A 16,311-nucleotide genomic window follows, 5' to 3' on the forward strand; every position below is an offset into this window, starting at 1 on the left:
TGGCTTTTTATTATGAAAATAAAAATGCATGTAAATTCTGACTTTTCTTATTTACATAGGATGATTTTAGTTGTATCCTTCATAGTAACGGTTATATGTAATGGGAAAATATAGGGATAAGGAGATGAAGTTATTCATGGTACAAATTCATCCGAAAACACGTATTGGTCATGTTGAATTTAAAGTGAAAGATTTAGAGCGTCAAATTGCTTTTTATGAGAATGTTGTAGGATTAGAGGTAATTAAGCAAGAGGGGAATAAAGCATATTTATCTGGAAAAGGTGGAAAGAACACGTTACTTGTTCTTGAAAAGTTAGAGGACGGGGTACTGCAAGAACCGCGTACGACTGGTATATATCATGTAGCCTTTTTAGTTCCGACTCGTGAAGCTTTTGCTTCTGCGCTATTTGGGGTTCTTCGTAATAAGAATGTAATTGACAGCCCGGCTGAGCAAGAAGGGCGTTATACATATTCAAATGAAATTTTACCAATTTCAAGGTTTAATAGTGCAAGTGATCATACATATAGCGAAGCTTTTTATTTGCAAGATTTAGAGGGGAATGGTATTGAAATTTATGCAGACCGTCCGCGCGATCAATGGGGAGAAGGACCAGGAGGAAGTACACCACTTGATTTAAAAGAATTGGCAACACTCGTTGATTATGAGTTTGATGGTTTGCCTGCTAATACTGTCGTTGGGCACGTACATTTAAGAATAGCTGATGTAGAGAAATCACATGAATTTTATGTGGAAACAGTAGGTTTTGAAGTACAGCAGCGTGAAGAGGATTGCTTATTTATTTCAGCAGGGGGATATCATCACCATATTGGTGCAAATACGTGGAACGGAGTAAACAATCCACACCCACCAGTACATGCAACTGGACTAAAGGTATATGCGATTGTACTACCGCATAAAGAAGCGTTAGATGAAGTGAAAGAAAGATTAATAGAAAAACAACATGAAATAAATGAAACTACAAATGGGTTTGCGGTAGTAGATCCAAGTGGTATTACAGTGCAGTTTGAAATAGAAACAGTGTAAAAGAAGCGAGAAAGTGTATAATCACTTTCTTGCTTCTTTGTGATCATTCATATCTCAATCCAATATCTTCTTACTACATTCCCATCTTCCTCAGTGAAATCATCATTACGAAGCCCACCGTTATGTAAAATCGTTTTTTCAGAAGCGGTATTCACTGCGTCGCAAACGACAAGTACTTTCTCGATGTTTAATTCCTTCGTTTTTTCTAGCGATAATTTTAATAACTTTGTAGCATAACCTTTTCTTCTTTCAGAAGGGCGAATGCCATAACCAATATGACCGCCAGCGTTAAATAAATGTTCGGTTAAACTATGACGTATATTAACAGCTCCCACAATTTTATTTTCATCTGTAACAAGCCAATATGTAGAATCTGGTACCCAAGTTTCAGGGATATTTATTCCGTTATGCGCATCGAGAAGTTCTTGAACCATAGCTGGGAAGTTGGCAGGATTTTTTGTGATAACCCACGGGATCATTGTTTCACCGCTATCTTTCCATTCGTTATAGAAATCTAAGTATTCTTCTTGTAAATCAGTAGTAGGTGTAAGTAATGAGACGTTCATTGTTAGTAAGCTCCTTTATTTATGTAGTTTTTATAAAAAATTATGAAACAAAGTGAAAGCGTTTTCCGAAATTTCTCAACCTAATTTCATGCAATCCACCTTTGGTTTTTTAGAAAATTAGTGAAGGTTTAAAATTAGGAGTTATTTGTTTTATGTTAATATTTAAAATATTAACATAAAACAGTCGGAGTATTAAGTGTATTTTAGTGGTATTCTTTCATGTTGATAAATGGATGTTTGTGATAATTTTTGTTTTATCTATCTATAATGAATGAAAGGGGGAAGTGCCCGTGAGTGTAGATTTTGATTTTATTATACGAATCGGTGTTGCTGGCTTGTTAGGAGCAATGATTGGTATTGAAAGAGAAATTCGATCGAAAGAAGCTGGATTAAAGACTCATTTCCTCGTAGCGGTAGGAAGTGCGTTAATAATGGTTGTTTCGAAATATGCCTTTTCAGATATTGTGTATGAAGAGCATACGTCTCTAGACCCAAGTCGGATTGCGGCACAAGTCGTTAGTGGAGTTGGTTTTTTAGGTGCAGGCACAATTATTATTCAAAAGCAGGCGGTGAAAGGATTAACGACCGCGGCTGGTTTATGGGCTACTGCCGGTATAGGATTAGCAATTGGAGCGGGAATGTATGTAGTAGGCATTGGAGCGACGATTCTCGTTTTAATTGGTTTAGAAATTGTCAGTCGTATTTTTAAGGTGCAATTTTTATTTCCACAAAATATAACAGTGCAAATGTTTGTAAATAAACATGAAGCGGTACAACAAATATTAGAAACACTACAAGTGAAAGGCATCCCAATACTCTCATATGAGGTGGAAGCTTCACAGCAAGGTACAGAAACTGTTTATAAGGTAGGGATGCAACTGAAAAATATATCGTCAGAAGAAAAGAATGAGTTTATTCAGCATATGCAAACATTACCGGAAGTTACGTTTATAAAGTTAAAATCATAGTGTTGAAAACGAGGATAGATGTAGCGGGAATTTTGCTATTATCTATCTTTTTTGATATAAAATGCACGGAAAGTCAAGCGTTAATTTTACATGAAATGAATATATGTGTGAACGTTACCTTATTTTTTCTCAATACAGGACAAAAAGTAAAAATAGTAAAATAATGGAGCGGGACACTAAAAATGTAAGGTAGGGGAGAGCATGAAAGGCTATTCAAAGAAAATGTTAATAGGGGTAAGTTTTGCTAGTTTAATGTTAGGGAGTTTTCAAGGGGTCAGTTTGGCAGAAGATACTAAGGGAGAGCAAGTTTCTTATCGAAATGTGCTCAAAATGGAGCCAGTCGGTGTACAACTACCAGTACAAGAATTAGCTCATTCATCGAAAGTGCTCGAAAGCAAGTCTTTTGAGAAAAGGCTACAATTTGCCGATTTATCACAAAGACCACCTGAGGTGAAAAAAGAAAGTAAGCAATTAGCTGTAGCGAAAACTTATACAATTGCTGAATTAAATCAATTAAGCAATCAGCAGTTAGTAGATTTACTTGTAACAATTGATTGGGAGCAAATTACGGGGCTATTTCAGTTTAATACAGACAGTCTAGCATTCTATCAAAATGATAGTAGGATGCAGGCGATTATTGATAAATTGAAGCAGCAAGGACAAGCCTATACGAAGGATGATTCAAAAGGGATTGAGACATTAGTGGAGGTATTACGTTCAGGATTTTATTTAGGATTTTATAATTCGGAACTTAGTAAATTAAATGAACGGAGTTATCATGATAAATGCTTACCTGCATTAAAAGCGATAGCTAACAATTCAAATTTCAAGCTGGGTACATTAGAGCAAAATAGAGTGGTATCATCATACGGAAAGTTAATAGGAAACGCTTCGAGTGATGTGGAAACGATAACATCAGCTGCAAAAATTTTTAAACAATATAATGATAATTTTTCTACATTAGTAGATAATCTTTCAGCTGGAAATGCTATTTACGATATTATGCAAGGTGTTGATTACGACATTCAATCGTATTTGTACGATACGAGGAAAGCACCGAAAGATACAGTATGGTATCAGAAAATAGATAGTTATATTAATGAACTAAGTCGTTTTGCATTAATGGGAACGATTACAGCAAAAAACGGTTGGCTTATTAATAATGGCATTTATTATACAGGTAGACTCGGTACGTTCCATAGTACAGGAACGAAAGGGTTACAAGTTGTAACAGATGCGATGAAAATTTATCCGTATTTAGGGGAGCAATATTTCGTAGCTGCTGAGCAAATCGCAACGAATTATGGCGGAAAAGATGCAAATGGTAAAGTGGTGAATTTAGATCAAATAAGAGAAGATGGAAAGAAAAAATATTTGCCAAAAACGTATACGTTTGATGATGGGGCAATTGTTTTAAAAGCTGGAGATAAAGTGACAGAAGAAAAAGTAAAACGTTTATATTGGGCGGCAAAAGAAGTGAAGGCACAATTCCATCGTACGGTTGAAAGTGATCAACCTTTAGAAAAAGGAAATCCTGATGATGTACTAACGATGGTTATTTATAATAGCCCAGCAGAATATCAATTTAATCGTCAATTGTACGGTTATGAAACGAATAACGGTGGTCTTTATATAGAAGGAACAGGTACGTTCTTTACTTATGAGCGTACGCCAGAAGAAAGTATTTATAGTTTAGAAGAATTATTCAGACACGAGTTCACGCATTATTTACAAGGTAGATATGAAGTACCAGGGTTATGGGGACAAGGGAAAATATATGAAAATGAAAGATTATCTTGGTTTGAAGAAGGGAATGCTGAATTTTTTGCAGGGGCAACGAGAACGGATAATGTTGTACCGAGAAAGAGTATTATAGGAGGATTATCTTCAAATCCAGCAGAGCGTTATACGGCAGAGCGAACGTTAAATGCAAAGTATGGAACGTGGGATTTCTATAATTATTCCTTTGCTTTACAATCGTATATGTACAATAAGAGATATGATATGTTCGATAAAATACATGATCTTATTAGGAAAAATGATGTAACAGCATATGATGCATATCGCTCTACATTAAGTAAAGATGCGAATTTAAATAAAGAATATCAAGATTATATGCAAATGCTAGTTGATAATCGTGAGAAATATAATGTGCCATTAGTATCAGACGATTATTTAGCGAATCATGTATGGAAGCCAGTTTCAGATATTGCGGCAGAAATCACAGCGGAAGCAAAATTGAAAAATGTATCAGTAAAGAAAAATAAATCACAGTTCTTTAATACATTCACACTACAAGGAACATATACAGGAACTGCAGCAAAAGGAGAATATGAAGATTGGAAAACAATTACACAAAACGTTAATGATACGTTAAAACGTTTAAGTGCAAAGGAATGGACAGGCTATAAAACAGTAACAGCATACTTCGTAAATTATCGCGTGAATGCATCAGGACAATTTGAATATGATGTTGTGTTCCACGGTATTAATACAGAAGAAGGTGCAGAGAATAAAGCACCAGTTGCAGTTATAAACGGTCCGTATAGTGGAAATGTAAATGAAGCAATTTCATTTAAAAGCGACGGATCAAAAGATGAAGACGGGAAAATTACTTCGTATAAATGGGAGTTTGGTGATGGAGCAGTAAGTAATGAGCAAAATCCAACTCACGTATATACAAAAGAAGGAACGTATACAACGAAATTAACGGTAACAGACGATAAAGGAGCAACTAATACTGCTACAGCGACTGTAACTGTTCAAAAGAAAGAAGATAACAGTGTAGAAAAAGAACCGAATAACTCATTCCAAACAGCAAACAAACTGCAGTTAAATCAAGTTTTACGTGCTAGTTTAGGAAATGGCGATACAAGTGATTTCTTTGAAATTAATGTGGAGACTGCTAAAAACCTTCAAATTAACGTAACGAATGAAAATAATATCGGAATGAACTGGGTACTTTATTCTGAAGCAGATTTAAATAATTATGTTACGTATGCTCAGCAACAAGGGAATAAACTAGTAGGTAGTTACTACACGTATCCAGGGAAGTATTATTTACATGTGTATCAGTATAGTGGTGGAACAGGGAATTATACGGTGGAAGTAAAGTAGTAAAAAGGGAGTTGTCTTTTTCAATGAATGGCATAAGGTCTGTACTTTAATGGAAAAACAATTGTAGGAAATGTCTATAATGATAATAACAAATTAAGTGCCGAGAGATGTTATATTTACATTAAACAAATCTAATCAGTAAATGAGATAAAGTCGATGAACTATTCTTTCATCACGATGTAAGAATAGTTATAAATATTAAGTGCGTTTAATGTAATTAAACTAAAGGATTAGAGTTTATCTGTAACAATAGATAAGCTCTGATCCTTATTATTTTTAATTAACTAAACAGAAAATTTTTGTCGCATTAGCAAGGGATACTAATAGAAAAGCGTGTCCCTTTACCTAAGTTACTCTCTATCTCTATATCTCCGTTTAATTCTTTAATAATACTATAAGCAATCATAGTACCAAGCCCAGTTCCTTTTTCTGTTGTTGAATAGAATGGCAAAGCAATTCGTTTTATTTGTTGAGATGACATCCCAATTCCTGAATCAATAATATCAATTATGATATTTCCTTTTACTTTTTGTATATTTATTTGTAATAATCCACCATTTTTCATAGCCTCAATTCCGTTTTGGATGATGTTGTTTAGACAGAGTTTGAATTTTTCGGGGTCCCCATTTATATAAAAGGAATCTGTACTATTTTGTTTGATTTCAACTTTGTATGATAGAGCGAGTGGTGAAATAGTATCTTTCACCTGATTTAAAATGTGATTAATATCTATTTTCTCTTTTAGGGTGTTCTGTGGTTTGGTTAAAGATAAATAGTTATTAATAGTAGATTGTATTTGCTGCATTTCAATTAACATGATTTCTAAGTATTGATCCTGAGATAGCTTAGAGGCATGTTTTTCATTTAATAATTGAGTGAATCCATGTACCGTGGTTAGTGGATTGTGGATTTCGTGTGCAATTGACGCTGCTAGTTCGCTAGCTATATAAAATTTTTCAGCTCGTTGTAGCTTTTCTTTCATTTTATATTTCTCAATCATTCCCTCTATTAAATAAACTGATAATAATACTGTGAAAATATTAATGATTATGTAATTTAATAAAAATTCTATGAGAGTAGAGTCTATTTTCCCTCCTGTATGTATTTGAGTTACAATACCGCAAATAGAAAGTGAAGTTGTACATACTAAAATAAGGAGTAAGCTTAATAATACTTTTTTTTCTTTAACATACATAGGTAATAAGTAACGAAAGAGCATTGTTATACCAAAAATAATAGTGAAGATAATAAATGATGGAAGAACGCCATTTCCGCCTAAGTAAAACCGATAAGAAAGATATAAAATTCCTATAAAAACAATGTTTTTTGTATTTCCATATAGAAAAACTAATATTATAGGAATAAAACGTAAATCATAAATAAATCCCACATGTAAATGAAAAGGAAAAGTCATACAAAAAATAATAGCAATGGAGGAAAGGATAGAAAATAATATATTATTACATGTTGTTTTTTCTTTAAACTCTAGCCAAAATACGTGATAGCTAAGGATACAAATTATTATAATAAAGGTATTTAATAAAAGAGTAGAAATTCCCATAGTTTTGCATCTCCAATAGTTTGTAAGTAGAATTATGTATGAGTTGGACATAGATGTTTAGTATTAGTAGACTTTTTATCTAAAAAAGGAAGGGTACTTGAAAAATGCTGTTATATTACTCGTATTAAAATTGATAAGGAAAATAGAAAAAATCTATTTAAATTTATGTACATATGAAATTATAAACTAACTTGTGTATAGGTAAAATTGGGATTGAGTTACTGATAAAATAAGGTTTTTTAAGTATGAATATTCTGTAAAAATGATATACATGGTGACTCCTGTTTTGTAGCCTTCGTTATATTAACATGGAATATATCAAATTACAAAGTGAAATTTTAGAAAAATTTTATTAGTACATTTTATCTGAAATAGAAATGCTATTTATGTGAGTATTTTGGTACTTACTCGTATAAAACTTTGTTAGAAAAAGACTTTAAAATTCACATGTTTTTTATGAAGCGTAATATTGTAGCTTTATCCATGTGGGTTTCTCAATAACTATTAAGGTGAAAAGTTAAGATATATAGGTTTATAGATATGAATTATTACATAAAAACGTACTTGGAAAAGGATGTATGATGGTAATAGAATACAAACATCAAGGGGGAACTTAAAATGAAGTTAAATAAACTAGTGCTTAGTTGTGGAGTAATTTCAGCATTAACACTTGGTGTGTTAGGGAATAATACTTATGCTGAAGAAGTACACAAAACGAATGATCCAATTCATGTAGTTGAACATGTTTCTGCAGACTTATTATTAACCCAAACAATGGATTATAGTGGCGAGGCTGAAACTTCTTTCGTATATGATGGGAGTACTGACTTAAGCTTCTCTATGAAAAATAATGGTCAAAATACAATGGGATATAGTGTAAAAGGTCCAAATACAGAGCTAATTGTTGGTGGTTATATAAAACCTGGAGAACAACAAATTAATGTTACAAATGTACGGAATGCTTTATCTCCATTACCGAATGGAACATATAAAATTTACGTTTCAAATGATGATGGTTCTAAGGGGCAATTCCAAGTTTCAGTAAGATCTATGAATTAAATTTAAAACGCTTTGCTTTTAAGTTAATTTAATCTTTACTTATTGGAAAGAAGCTAAATTGAATTGAGAATTACCGATAAAAATGAAAACGAGCACCTTATCTAATTGTGAGAGGGTGTTCGTTTTTGGCTATTAAACAGAAAACAATTATAAATACATTTTGATATTTCCATTGCTAACCTACTAGATTGTGTCAACGAGAGAATGTCTACTATAAAAGATATCAAAATAAAGATGATGTAACATTCCGCTAAATTATATGGGGAAATAGAAAAACCACTCTTATATGAGTGGTTTTTAGTAATTATTTTTAGGTTATACATTTAAAATTAGGCTAAGTTATAGAAATAATAAACATTTAATCCGTTGTTATTATTTTGGTTCTGGATAATGATTGTAGTATGAGATTCTAATAAATTCTTGGTAGACATTTGTTAATTTGGCATCTCTAAGAGCATCGTTGAATTTTTGCATACGTACACTCCCTTGAGCGTAGCCTCCACCTGGAGTATAAGGGTTTCTTGCTTCAAAGTCATCCAAAAATACTTTTAATTTTTTATAGTCTTGAGATTGATAGAAAGCCACGGCCTCTTCAGGAGTGACATCAAAGTAAGAGGATGACGTTGAGTTATAAGAAGCTGCTTGAGCAGTAGGTGCCTCTAGCATAGTTGCAGCTCCACCGAACATAGTAAGCGCCATAGAAGATACAATAATTTTTTTTAACATAATAAAACCTCCATGTAGAATATTGGATTAACAGTAACCCTGTAATCATTGTAGTTACATTGAAAATGATTATCAAATGCAATATTGCATAATGTATCCCGCTATTTGTGGGCAGTAAGACTCACGCCCAAAAATTCAATGAAAGTAAAGAAGTTAGATGGGGATCGAGCTGAATAAAGTTTTACTTTATTCTTTAAATGAGGAGTCACCCTTATATCTCAATGAAGGAGCGTAATAGAGAATTAATAGATTAAAAGAGGTGTATAAATTATTCGGATTAACCAGAAAATGAAAAGGCTATTTTTAATAGGGAGAAAGCTTAATAACTGAAGTGAAGGAATTGGTATTTATATATTTAACATACATATTTGTCTTTTAACTTGTAGGCGTGTTTTAGAATTTGTATATAGTAAATTCGTTAAAAAACTTGATAAATAATAAAATGTGTAAATTTTTTGACTATTTCATTAAAATTATTTAATATTTGTAATTTATTGTTTTATAATGATAATCGGGTCGATCGTGAATGTTTTAGATATTGCGATATATACTCGGATTAATTTATTCTAGGGAGGTTACAAAATTGGGTAAGAGAGTCATTATAAGAGTTTTTACATTATTATCAGTACTGGCATTATTCCTTAATGTATTTTTACCTAGGGCTAGTGCAGAGGTTATGACGCATGAGAAATATTCAATGGACTGGAGTTATAGTAATAGTCTAGGTAAGTACATTCGCACTGAAATGATTAAAAATTCAAGTGGTCAAATTGCTTATTGCTTAACTCTTGGATTAAAATCACCAAATGGTGAAGATCTTCCTGAAATGGGGAAAACAGATAATGTAGTATATAGAGTCTTATTAAATGGTTTCCCACAAAAAAGTGCTGAACAGCTGGGAGTAACTAATAAAAATGAAGCGCATTATGCAACGCAACTTGCGGTTTGGAATGCATTAGGTCAACTCGATGTAAATGAATTAAAACATGAGAATAAAAATGTTGAAAAAGCAGCTAAGGCTATTATTAGTAATGCTAATAATAGTGAAGAGACTCAAGATGTTTTTATGAATGTGATTCCTGCTGAAAAGCAAAAAGCAGAATTAAAGGGTGAATTCTTCGAAACAAATCTATATTCAGTACAAACAAATGCTAAGAGTGGTTCTTATAAGGTAGTAGCGAAAAATGCACCTAATGGAGTTAGAATTGTTAGTGAAAATGGAGAAGTGAAAGATCAGCTTTCAGTTGGAGAAAAATTTCGTATCCAAATTCCTAAGAATACAAAAACGGGTGAATTTAATTTAAGTGTAGCTGCTAATTTAACTAAAGTTCAAGCAATTGCTTACCGTGGTACGGATACTGTTCAGAACGCTACAGTACTATTAGAAAGAAATGAAGAAAAGCTTAGTAGTGATCTTGCAGTAAATTGGGAAGCAGCTGGTTCTTTAAAAATTAAAAAGGTTGGAGAAAATGGAGAAGTTTTAGCTGGTGCAGTATTTGAGGTCTTTAATGCAAATAATGAATCAGTTGGAAAAATCACGACTGGTGCTGATGGTATGGCAGAATTAAACAACTTACCAATTGGTATTTACACATTAAAAGAAATTAAAGCACCAACAGGCTATGTTTCAGATGATAAACCACAAACTATTGAAGTTAAGACAGGAGAAACAGGAGCTGTCCAAATAGTAAATAACAAAGTAAAAGGTAACATCGAAATTAAAAAGCTCAGTGATTCAGGAAAGGTTTTACCAAATGTTGAATTTACAGTCTTTACTGAAGATGGAAAAGAAGTGCAAAAAGTAGTAACAAAAGAAAATGGAATTGCAAACGTTGAAGGTCTTACGTATGGTAAGTATTATTTCTTAGAGACAAAAACACCTAATGGATATATTGGAAATAAAACAAAGTATCCTTTTGAAATTAAAGAGCACAATAAAACACTTACTTTTACAGTGGAAAATACCGAAGTGAAAGGTAGTGTAAAATTACTAAAAGTAGATAATGAAGATATTAGCAAAAAATTAGAAGGTGCAGTATTTGAATTGAAAGATGAAAGTGGAAAAGTAGTTGGGGAATATAAGACAGATAAAAATGGCGAGATTAACGTCAAAGATTTAGCGTATGGTAAATATTCATTTGTAGAAAAGGCTTCTCCACATGGTTACGTTCTTGTTAAAGAACCAATTATGTTCGAAATAAAGGAACATGGGAAGATTATTGAGTTATTGGCAGTTAATCATCTTATCAAAGGTGATCTAGAAATTACAAAGGTAGATGTAGCTGATGGAAATAACAAGCTTCCAAATGCAGAATTTACGATTTATAACGAAGCAGGAAAAGAAGTAGTAAAAGGAAAAACAGACGATAAAGGAATCGCTAAATTTGAAAAATTACCATTTGGAAAATACACATATAAAGAAACTGTTGCGCCAAAAGGTTATGTATTAAATGAAGAAACGTTCTCTTTTGAAATTAAAGAGAATGGTCAAATCATTAAACACATTGTCAAAGATGAAAAGATTCCTTCAATAAAAACAACAGCTACTGATAAAACAGATGGTACAAAAGAAATACACACGTCTAAGTCTGTAACAATCCAAGATAAAGTGGAATACAAAGACCTACAAGTAGGTAAAGAATACACTTTAAAAGGTAAATTAATGAATAAAGAGACTAATAAACCATTAGTTGTAAATGGAAAAGAAGTAACAGCTGAAACGAAGTTTACACCAAAAGAAGCAAATGGCTCTATTACATTAGACTTCACATTTGATGCAACTGGTTTAGAAGAAAAAGAGGTAGTAGTATTCGAAGAGTTATTGAAAGAAGGAAAAATTGTTACAACACATGCTGATATCAATGATAAAGGTCAAACAGTTAAGTTCGTTAAGCCATCAGTAAAAACGACAGCAACAAACAAAGCTGATGGTGGAAAAGAGATTCATTCAAAGGATTCTATCACTATTCAAGACAAAGTGGAGTATACTAACTTAGTTGTAGGTAAAGAGTACACTGTAAAAGGTAAACTAATGAACAAAGCTATTAACAAACCATTATTAATTGATGGAAAAGAAGTAACAGCTGAAACGAAGTTTACTGCAAAAGAAAAGAACGGTTTTGTAACATTAGACTTTACTTTTGTTGGTGCTGAACAGCAAGGAAGAGAAGTAGTCGTGTTTGAAGACTTATTACATGAAGGTCAAGTAATTGCAACACATGCTGACATTAACGATGTAGGTCAAACAGTTCGATTTGTAGAACCTTCTATTAAAACGACAGCAACAAACAAAGCTGATGGTTCTAAAGAGTTAGACGCTTCTAAATCTGTAACAATCCAAGATAAAGTGGAATACAAAGACTTAATCGTGGGTAAAGAGTATGTTGTAAAAGGTAAACTGATGGATAAAGCAACAAACAAGCCATTATTAGTTGATGGAAAAGAAGTAACAGTAGAATCTAAGTTTATTGCTAAAGAGAAGAATGGTTCTATCACACTAGATTTCACATTTAATGCTTCTGCATTACAAGGTAACGAAGTAGTAGTATTTGAAGAACTGTATCAAGATAATATATTAGTAGCTATTCACGCTGAAATTGAAGATAAGGAACAAACAGTGAAATTTAAAGAGGTAAAGCCGGAACAACCTAAACCAGAACAGCCAAATTCAGATAAAAATACTCCAACACCAGAGCAGCCTAACGAGCAAGTAAAAGAACAACCACAACCTAAGCAAGAAATTCAATCTAAAATTGGATGGTTACCGCAAACAGGTACTAATCTTACAAGTTGGATCTCTATGGCTGCAGGCGCATTACTGTTAATTGTTGGTGGAGTGATTTTCTTAAAACGTAAAAATGCATAGAAATTAAAAAATAAGCACATCTGTTTTTATAACAAGATGTGCTTATTTTTATCATTTTAGCTAAGAAGACTCCTATATTCAAGCGTGAATGGCATTTAAAATAGCAAATTTATTTGTAGTAAATAATACATAATTTTGTTTTACTGTTTTAATTAAAATACGGTCTGTTGTCCCATAAGCTGTTCCAATACGTATGACATCTACTTCTTCAACACCAGCATAGGTAGCATCTTCGGTAATCTCAATCACATCACGTAATGGAATTGTAATCTCCGCCAATTGCCATGAAATAATTAACTCTTCATTTGTTTTTTTTACATTAATGCCTAGCATTATACCAAGACCCTTCAATAATAATACGCTACACTTCTAATCTTATTATATAAATTTTTAGATTTTTTATCTATATGTAGGAATAGAATTTATTTATATTTGTGAGCATCTTAATGATGTCAAACAAATAGAAGGATATACAGTCTTTCTATTAAGAAATATGGTAAGAACAAAAGTTCACTTCAAATTAATATGAATTTGATATGGTTGAGATATTATGAACGAGAAATAGTAAGAGTTGCAGGAAGGAAATGAATAATGAGACTTAAATTAGTAGGAATTTTCATTTGTGTAATTATGATGTTAGGTATCTTTATAATTTACACCAATCAATCTATTGGTAAAGAACCAGATAAGACGAACTATGAATCTCGTGAAAACTCCATAAATAAAGAGAAAGATAGTAGAGGAAAAGGGCAATCCAAATACAATGAAAGTTCTTTTGCTAGTATACAGGCTGTAGTTAATAAGGAATATGGATTACCCGAAGACTATAAACCAGAGGATTTAGTTGTACCAAATGTACCATTCTCATTTAGTGGAACGGTAGAAAAGAGCCACCTCCGTAAAGAGGCGGCAGAAGCACTGGAAAAGTTATTTGATTTAGCAAAGCAGGAGGGGATTCAGTTAAATGCTGTTTCGGGATTTCGTTCCTATGACTATCAACAACGATTGTATACAAACAATGTGAAAAGAAAAGGACAAGAGCATACGGATCGCTTCTCGGCAAAACCAGGACATAGCGAACATCAAACAGGGTTAACAATGGACGTTTCTTCTAAAAGTGCGAACAATGAACTAGAGTTATCCTTTGCTAATACGAAGGAAGGAAAATGGCTGAAAGAAAACGCGCATTGCGCAGGGTTTATCATTCGTTACCCTAAGGGAAAGGAAAGTATTACAGGTTATGCATATGAACCTTGGCATATTCGCTATGTAGGAGATATTGCTGAAAATATATATAAACAAAAGCAGACTTTAGAAGAATACATGAATCTATGAAAATAGAATTGAAGAATTAAACTGGCTATCAATAGACGTGAGATTGTAAAAGGCAGGGGATATAAATTAAGGTGTTTTTTAATTTTTTTGGTGAAGAGGGAAGGTCTCCCTCTTCTTTTTTCATTCCTTGTAAAATTTGAGGATGTCTTAAGGGAATGAAAAGATGGATTGTGTGAATTTATTAATATAGGCTACTTTAGGTGGCTTCTAGAGATGTTTTTTGAGGGAATACAATGTTATAAGTTTGTAGTATTCATTGCAGCAATTGACTATATTATAGGAGCATTCACGTTGGAATATAACAGAGAATTATAGAGTAAAGTAGGATTCAAAAGCATTGTTAAAAATGTTGGTGTTATAAGTTATTTTCCTATCAAAATAATTAGTCTTTTTTCAAAATTTAAGGTTGTTATTTTATTATATCTAGTAACTATTTATATTATTTAATAATTACTTTGTTTACTATTAAGGTGGTTATCTTACAAAATTGTAAGGTTATTTTAATTGACACTCGTATGTATAAGTAACTATACTGGTTACACAATATTGGTGAGTATATTTAATAATCTCTATCTATAAGTGTATGTCCGAGGATTATTTTTGGAGTAATAGTTCGATTTTAAATTCGTTATACGATATATAGCGATATAAATAACGTGATCTATTCTTTATTCAAAGTCGTATTATTTAAAGATTAATTATAAATGATATATTTACCAAATTGTAATAAATTGATAGAGGTGTTACATTTTGAAATATAAATTAATTGCTACAGGAATTCTTGCTGGAAGTCTATTATCCTACTCATCTAATACATTTGCAAATACTCATAAGTTCCCAGATGTTCCTGCATGGGCGGACAAATCCGTTAATTATTTAGTTGATAAACAGGTATTGAATGGCTATCCAGACGGAACTTTCGGTTCAAATGACTCATTAGACAGAGCTTCGGCTACAAAAATTATGACAAAAGTTTTAGGTATACAAATTGACTCTAATGCAAAACCATCATTTACAGATTCACAAAACCACTGGGCTACTCCGTATATTGCTGCTGCTGAAAAAGCTGGTATTGTTAAAGGTGAGGGTAATGGAATCTTCAATCCATCCGGAAAAGTAACTCGCGCTGCTATGGCTACGATGCTAGTAAATGCATATAAACTACAAAGCACATCAAATCATAACGAGCAGGTTAAATTTGAAGATTTAAAAGGGCATTGGGGAGAAAAATATGCCAATATTTTAATCGGTTTGAAAATTTCCAATGGTACTGAGAACGGTTGGCAACCAAATAGATTTATAACACGTGCTGAAGCTGCTCAACTTACTGCAAAAACAGATATGATGCAACATCGTCCAAAAAACCCATTAGAAAGTAAAACAATCATTATTGATCCTGGACATGGTGGCGAAGATCCTGGGAAATCCACAAAGGGATTACCTGAAAGTAAGATTGTACTAGACACTTCTTTACGTCTACAACAATTACTTGAAAAGCATACACCATTTACAGTTTTATTAACTCGTCAATCTGATAATAGACCAGGACATGATCAAAAAAGTTCTTTACAGGAACGTGTTAAATTTGCTAAGAAAAATCAGGGTAATATCTTTATAAGTGTACATGCAAATGCTTTTAATGGTAATGCAAAAGGGACAGAAACATATTACTATAAATCTTCTAAATCCGAAAAAACAAATCCTCATGTGGAAGAAAGTCGCGTTTTAGCAGAAAAAATTCAAACACGTTTAGTAGAGGCACTTCAAACACGAGACAGAGGAGTTAAACATGGAGACCTTCATGTTATAAGAGAAAATGACATGCCAGCTGTGTTGACGGAACTGGCGTTTATAGATAATGGTATTGATTACAGTAAATTATCTACGGAAAATGGCAGACAAATTGCAGCAGAAGCCATTTATGAAGGAATTTTAGATTATTATGAATGGAAAGGAAATAATGTATCTGAATATAGGCTGTAATAAGTAATTGAAAATATAGTAATTCTCGAAATGAAGAATTCTATAATTTTTTTGTATTTTTTTAAACAACAATTTTAAATTTGTAT

Annotated in this window: 11 protein-coding genes; 7 read left to right on the forward strand and 4 right to left on the reverse strand. The window is 32.5% G+C overall.

Annotated features, from left to right (window positions below):
• Positions 1 to 136 precede the first annotated feature (136 nt).
• Positions 137 to 1,045 (forward strand): VOC family protein, encoded by a 909-nt coding sequence (locus BM089_RS16420; protein WP_000249880.1) that lies wholly within the window; start codon positions 137 to 139, stop codon positions 1,043 to 1,045.
• A 47-nt stretch (positions 1,046 to 1,092) separates the two neighbouring features.
• Here the strand turns inward: BM089_RS16420 and BM089_RS16425 are convergent, their stop codons facing one another.
• Entirely contained in the window at positions 1,093 to 1,611 is a 519-nt protein-coding gene (locus BM089_RS16425) for a GNAT family N-acetyltransferase (RefSeq protein ID WP_001103133.1), read from the reverse strand.
• Positions 1,612 to 1,901: 290 nt separating this feature from the next.
• On the opposite strand from BM089_RS16425, the gene BM089_RS16430 reads away from it, so the two are divergent.
• Positions 1,902 to 2,579: an MgtC/SapB family protein gene (locus BM089_RS16430; protein WP_000109730.1), complete on the forward strand. Its 678-nt coding sequence runs from the start codon at positions 1,902 to 1,904 to the stop codon at positions 2,577 to 2,579.
• Between the two features lie 201 nt (positions 2,580 to 2,780).
• Positions 2,781 to 5,696 (forward strand): collagenase ColA, encoded by a 2,916-nt coding sequence (gene colA, locus BM089_RS16435; RefSeq protein WP_090977441.1) that lies wholly within the window; start codon positions 2,781 to 2,783, stop codon positions 5,694 to 5,696.
• A 307-nt stretch (positions 5,697 to 6,003) separates the two neighbouring features.
• On the opposite strand, the gene BM089_RS16440 is transcribed toward colA, so the two are convergent.
• On the reverse strand, positions 6,004 to 7,257 hold the full coding sequence (locus BM089_RS16440) for a sensor histidine kinase (protein ID WP_090977443.1): 1,254 nt from the start codon (positions 7,255 to 7,257) through the stop codon (positions 6,004 to 6,006).
• Between the two features lie 618 nt (positions 7,258 to 7,875).
• On the opposite strand from BM089_RS16440, the gene BM089_RS16445 reads away from it, so the two are divergent.
• A complete protein-coding gene (locus tag BM089_RS16445) occupies positions 7,876 to 8,316 on the forward strand; it encodes a hypothetical protein (protein WP_071714644.1) in 441 nt (146 codons plus the stop codon).
• A 372-nt stretch (positions 8,317 to 8,688) separates the two neighbouring features.
• On the opposite strand, the gene BM089_RS16450 is transcribed toward BM089_RS16445, so the two are convergent.
• Complete coding sequence (locus tag BM089_RS16450) at positions 8,689 to 9,042, reverse strand: hypothetical protein (protein WP_000913814.1); 354 nt, start codon at positions 9,040 to 9,042, stop codon at positions 8,689 to 8,691.
• Between the two features lie 583 nt (positions 9,043 to 9,625).
• Between BM089_RS16450 and BM089_RS16455 the strand changes: the two genes are divergently transcribed.
• Entirely contained in the window at positions 9,626 to 12,907 is a 3,282-nt protein-coding gene (locus BM089_RS16455; protein ID WP_090977445.1) for a VaFE repeat-containing surface-anchored protein, read from the forward strand.
• A 78-nt stretch (positions 12,908 to 12,985) separates the two neighbouring features.
• Here the strand turns inward: BM089_RS16455 and BM089_RS16460 are convergent, their stop codons facing one another.
• On the reverse strand, positions 12,986 to 13,240 hold the full coding sequence (locus BM089_RS16460) for a SunI/YnzG family protein (protein WP_000900689.1): 255 nt from the start codon (positions 13,238 to 13,240) through the stop codon (positions 12,986 to 12,988).
• 258 nt (positions 13,241 to 13,498) lie between these two features.
• Between BM089_RS16460 and BM089_RS16465 the strand changes: the two genes are divergently transcribed.
• The gene (locus tag BM089_RS16465) at positions 13,499 to 14,242 is read left to right on the forward strand and encodes a M15 family metallopeptidase (protein ID WP_090977447.1); all 744 of its coding nucleotides are present in this window, start codon (positions 13,499 to 13,501) and stop codon (positions 14,240 to 14,242) included.
• 750 nt (positions 14,243 to 14,992) lie between these two features.
• Entirely contained in the window at positions 14,993 to 16,225 is a 1,233-nt protein-coding gene (locus tag BM089_RS16470; protein ID WP_000875659.1) for an N-acetylmuramoyl-L-alanine amidase, read from the forward strand.
• Positions 16,226 to 16,311: the final 86 nt, after the last annotated feature.

The organism is Bacillus sp. 5mfcol3.1, from assembly GCF_900114335.1.
GTDB classification, from domain to species: domain Bacteria; phylum Bacillota; class Bacilli; order Bacillales; family Bacillaceae_G; genus Bacillus_A; species Bacillus_A thuringiensis_S.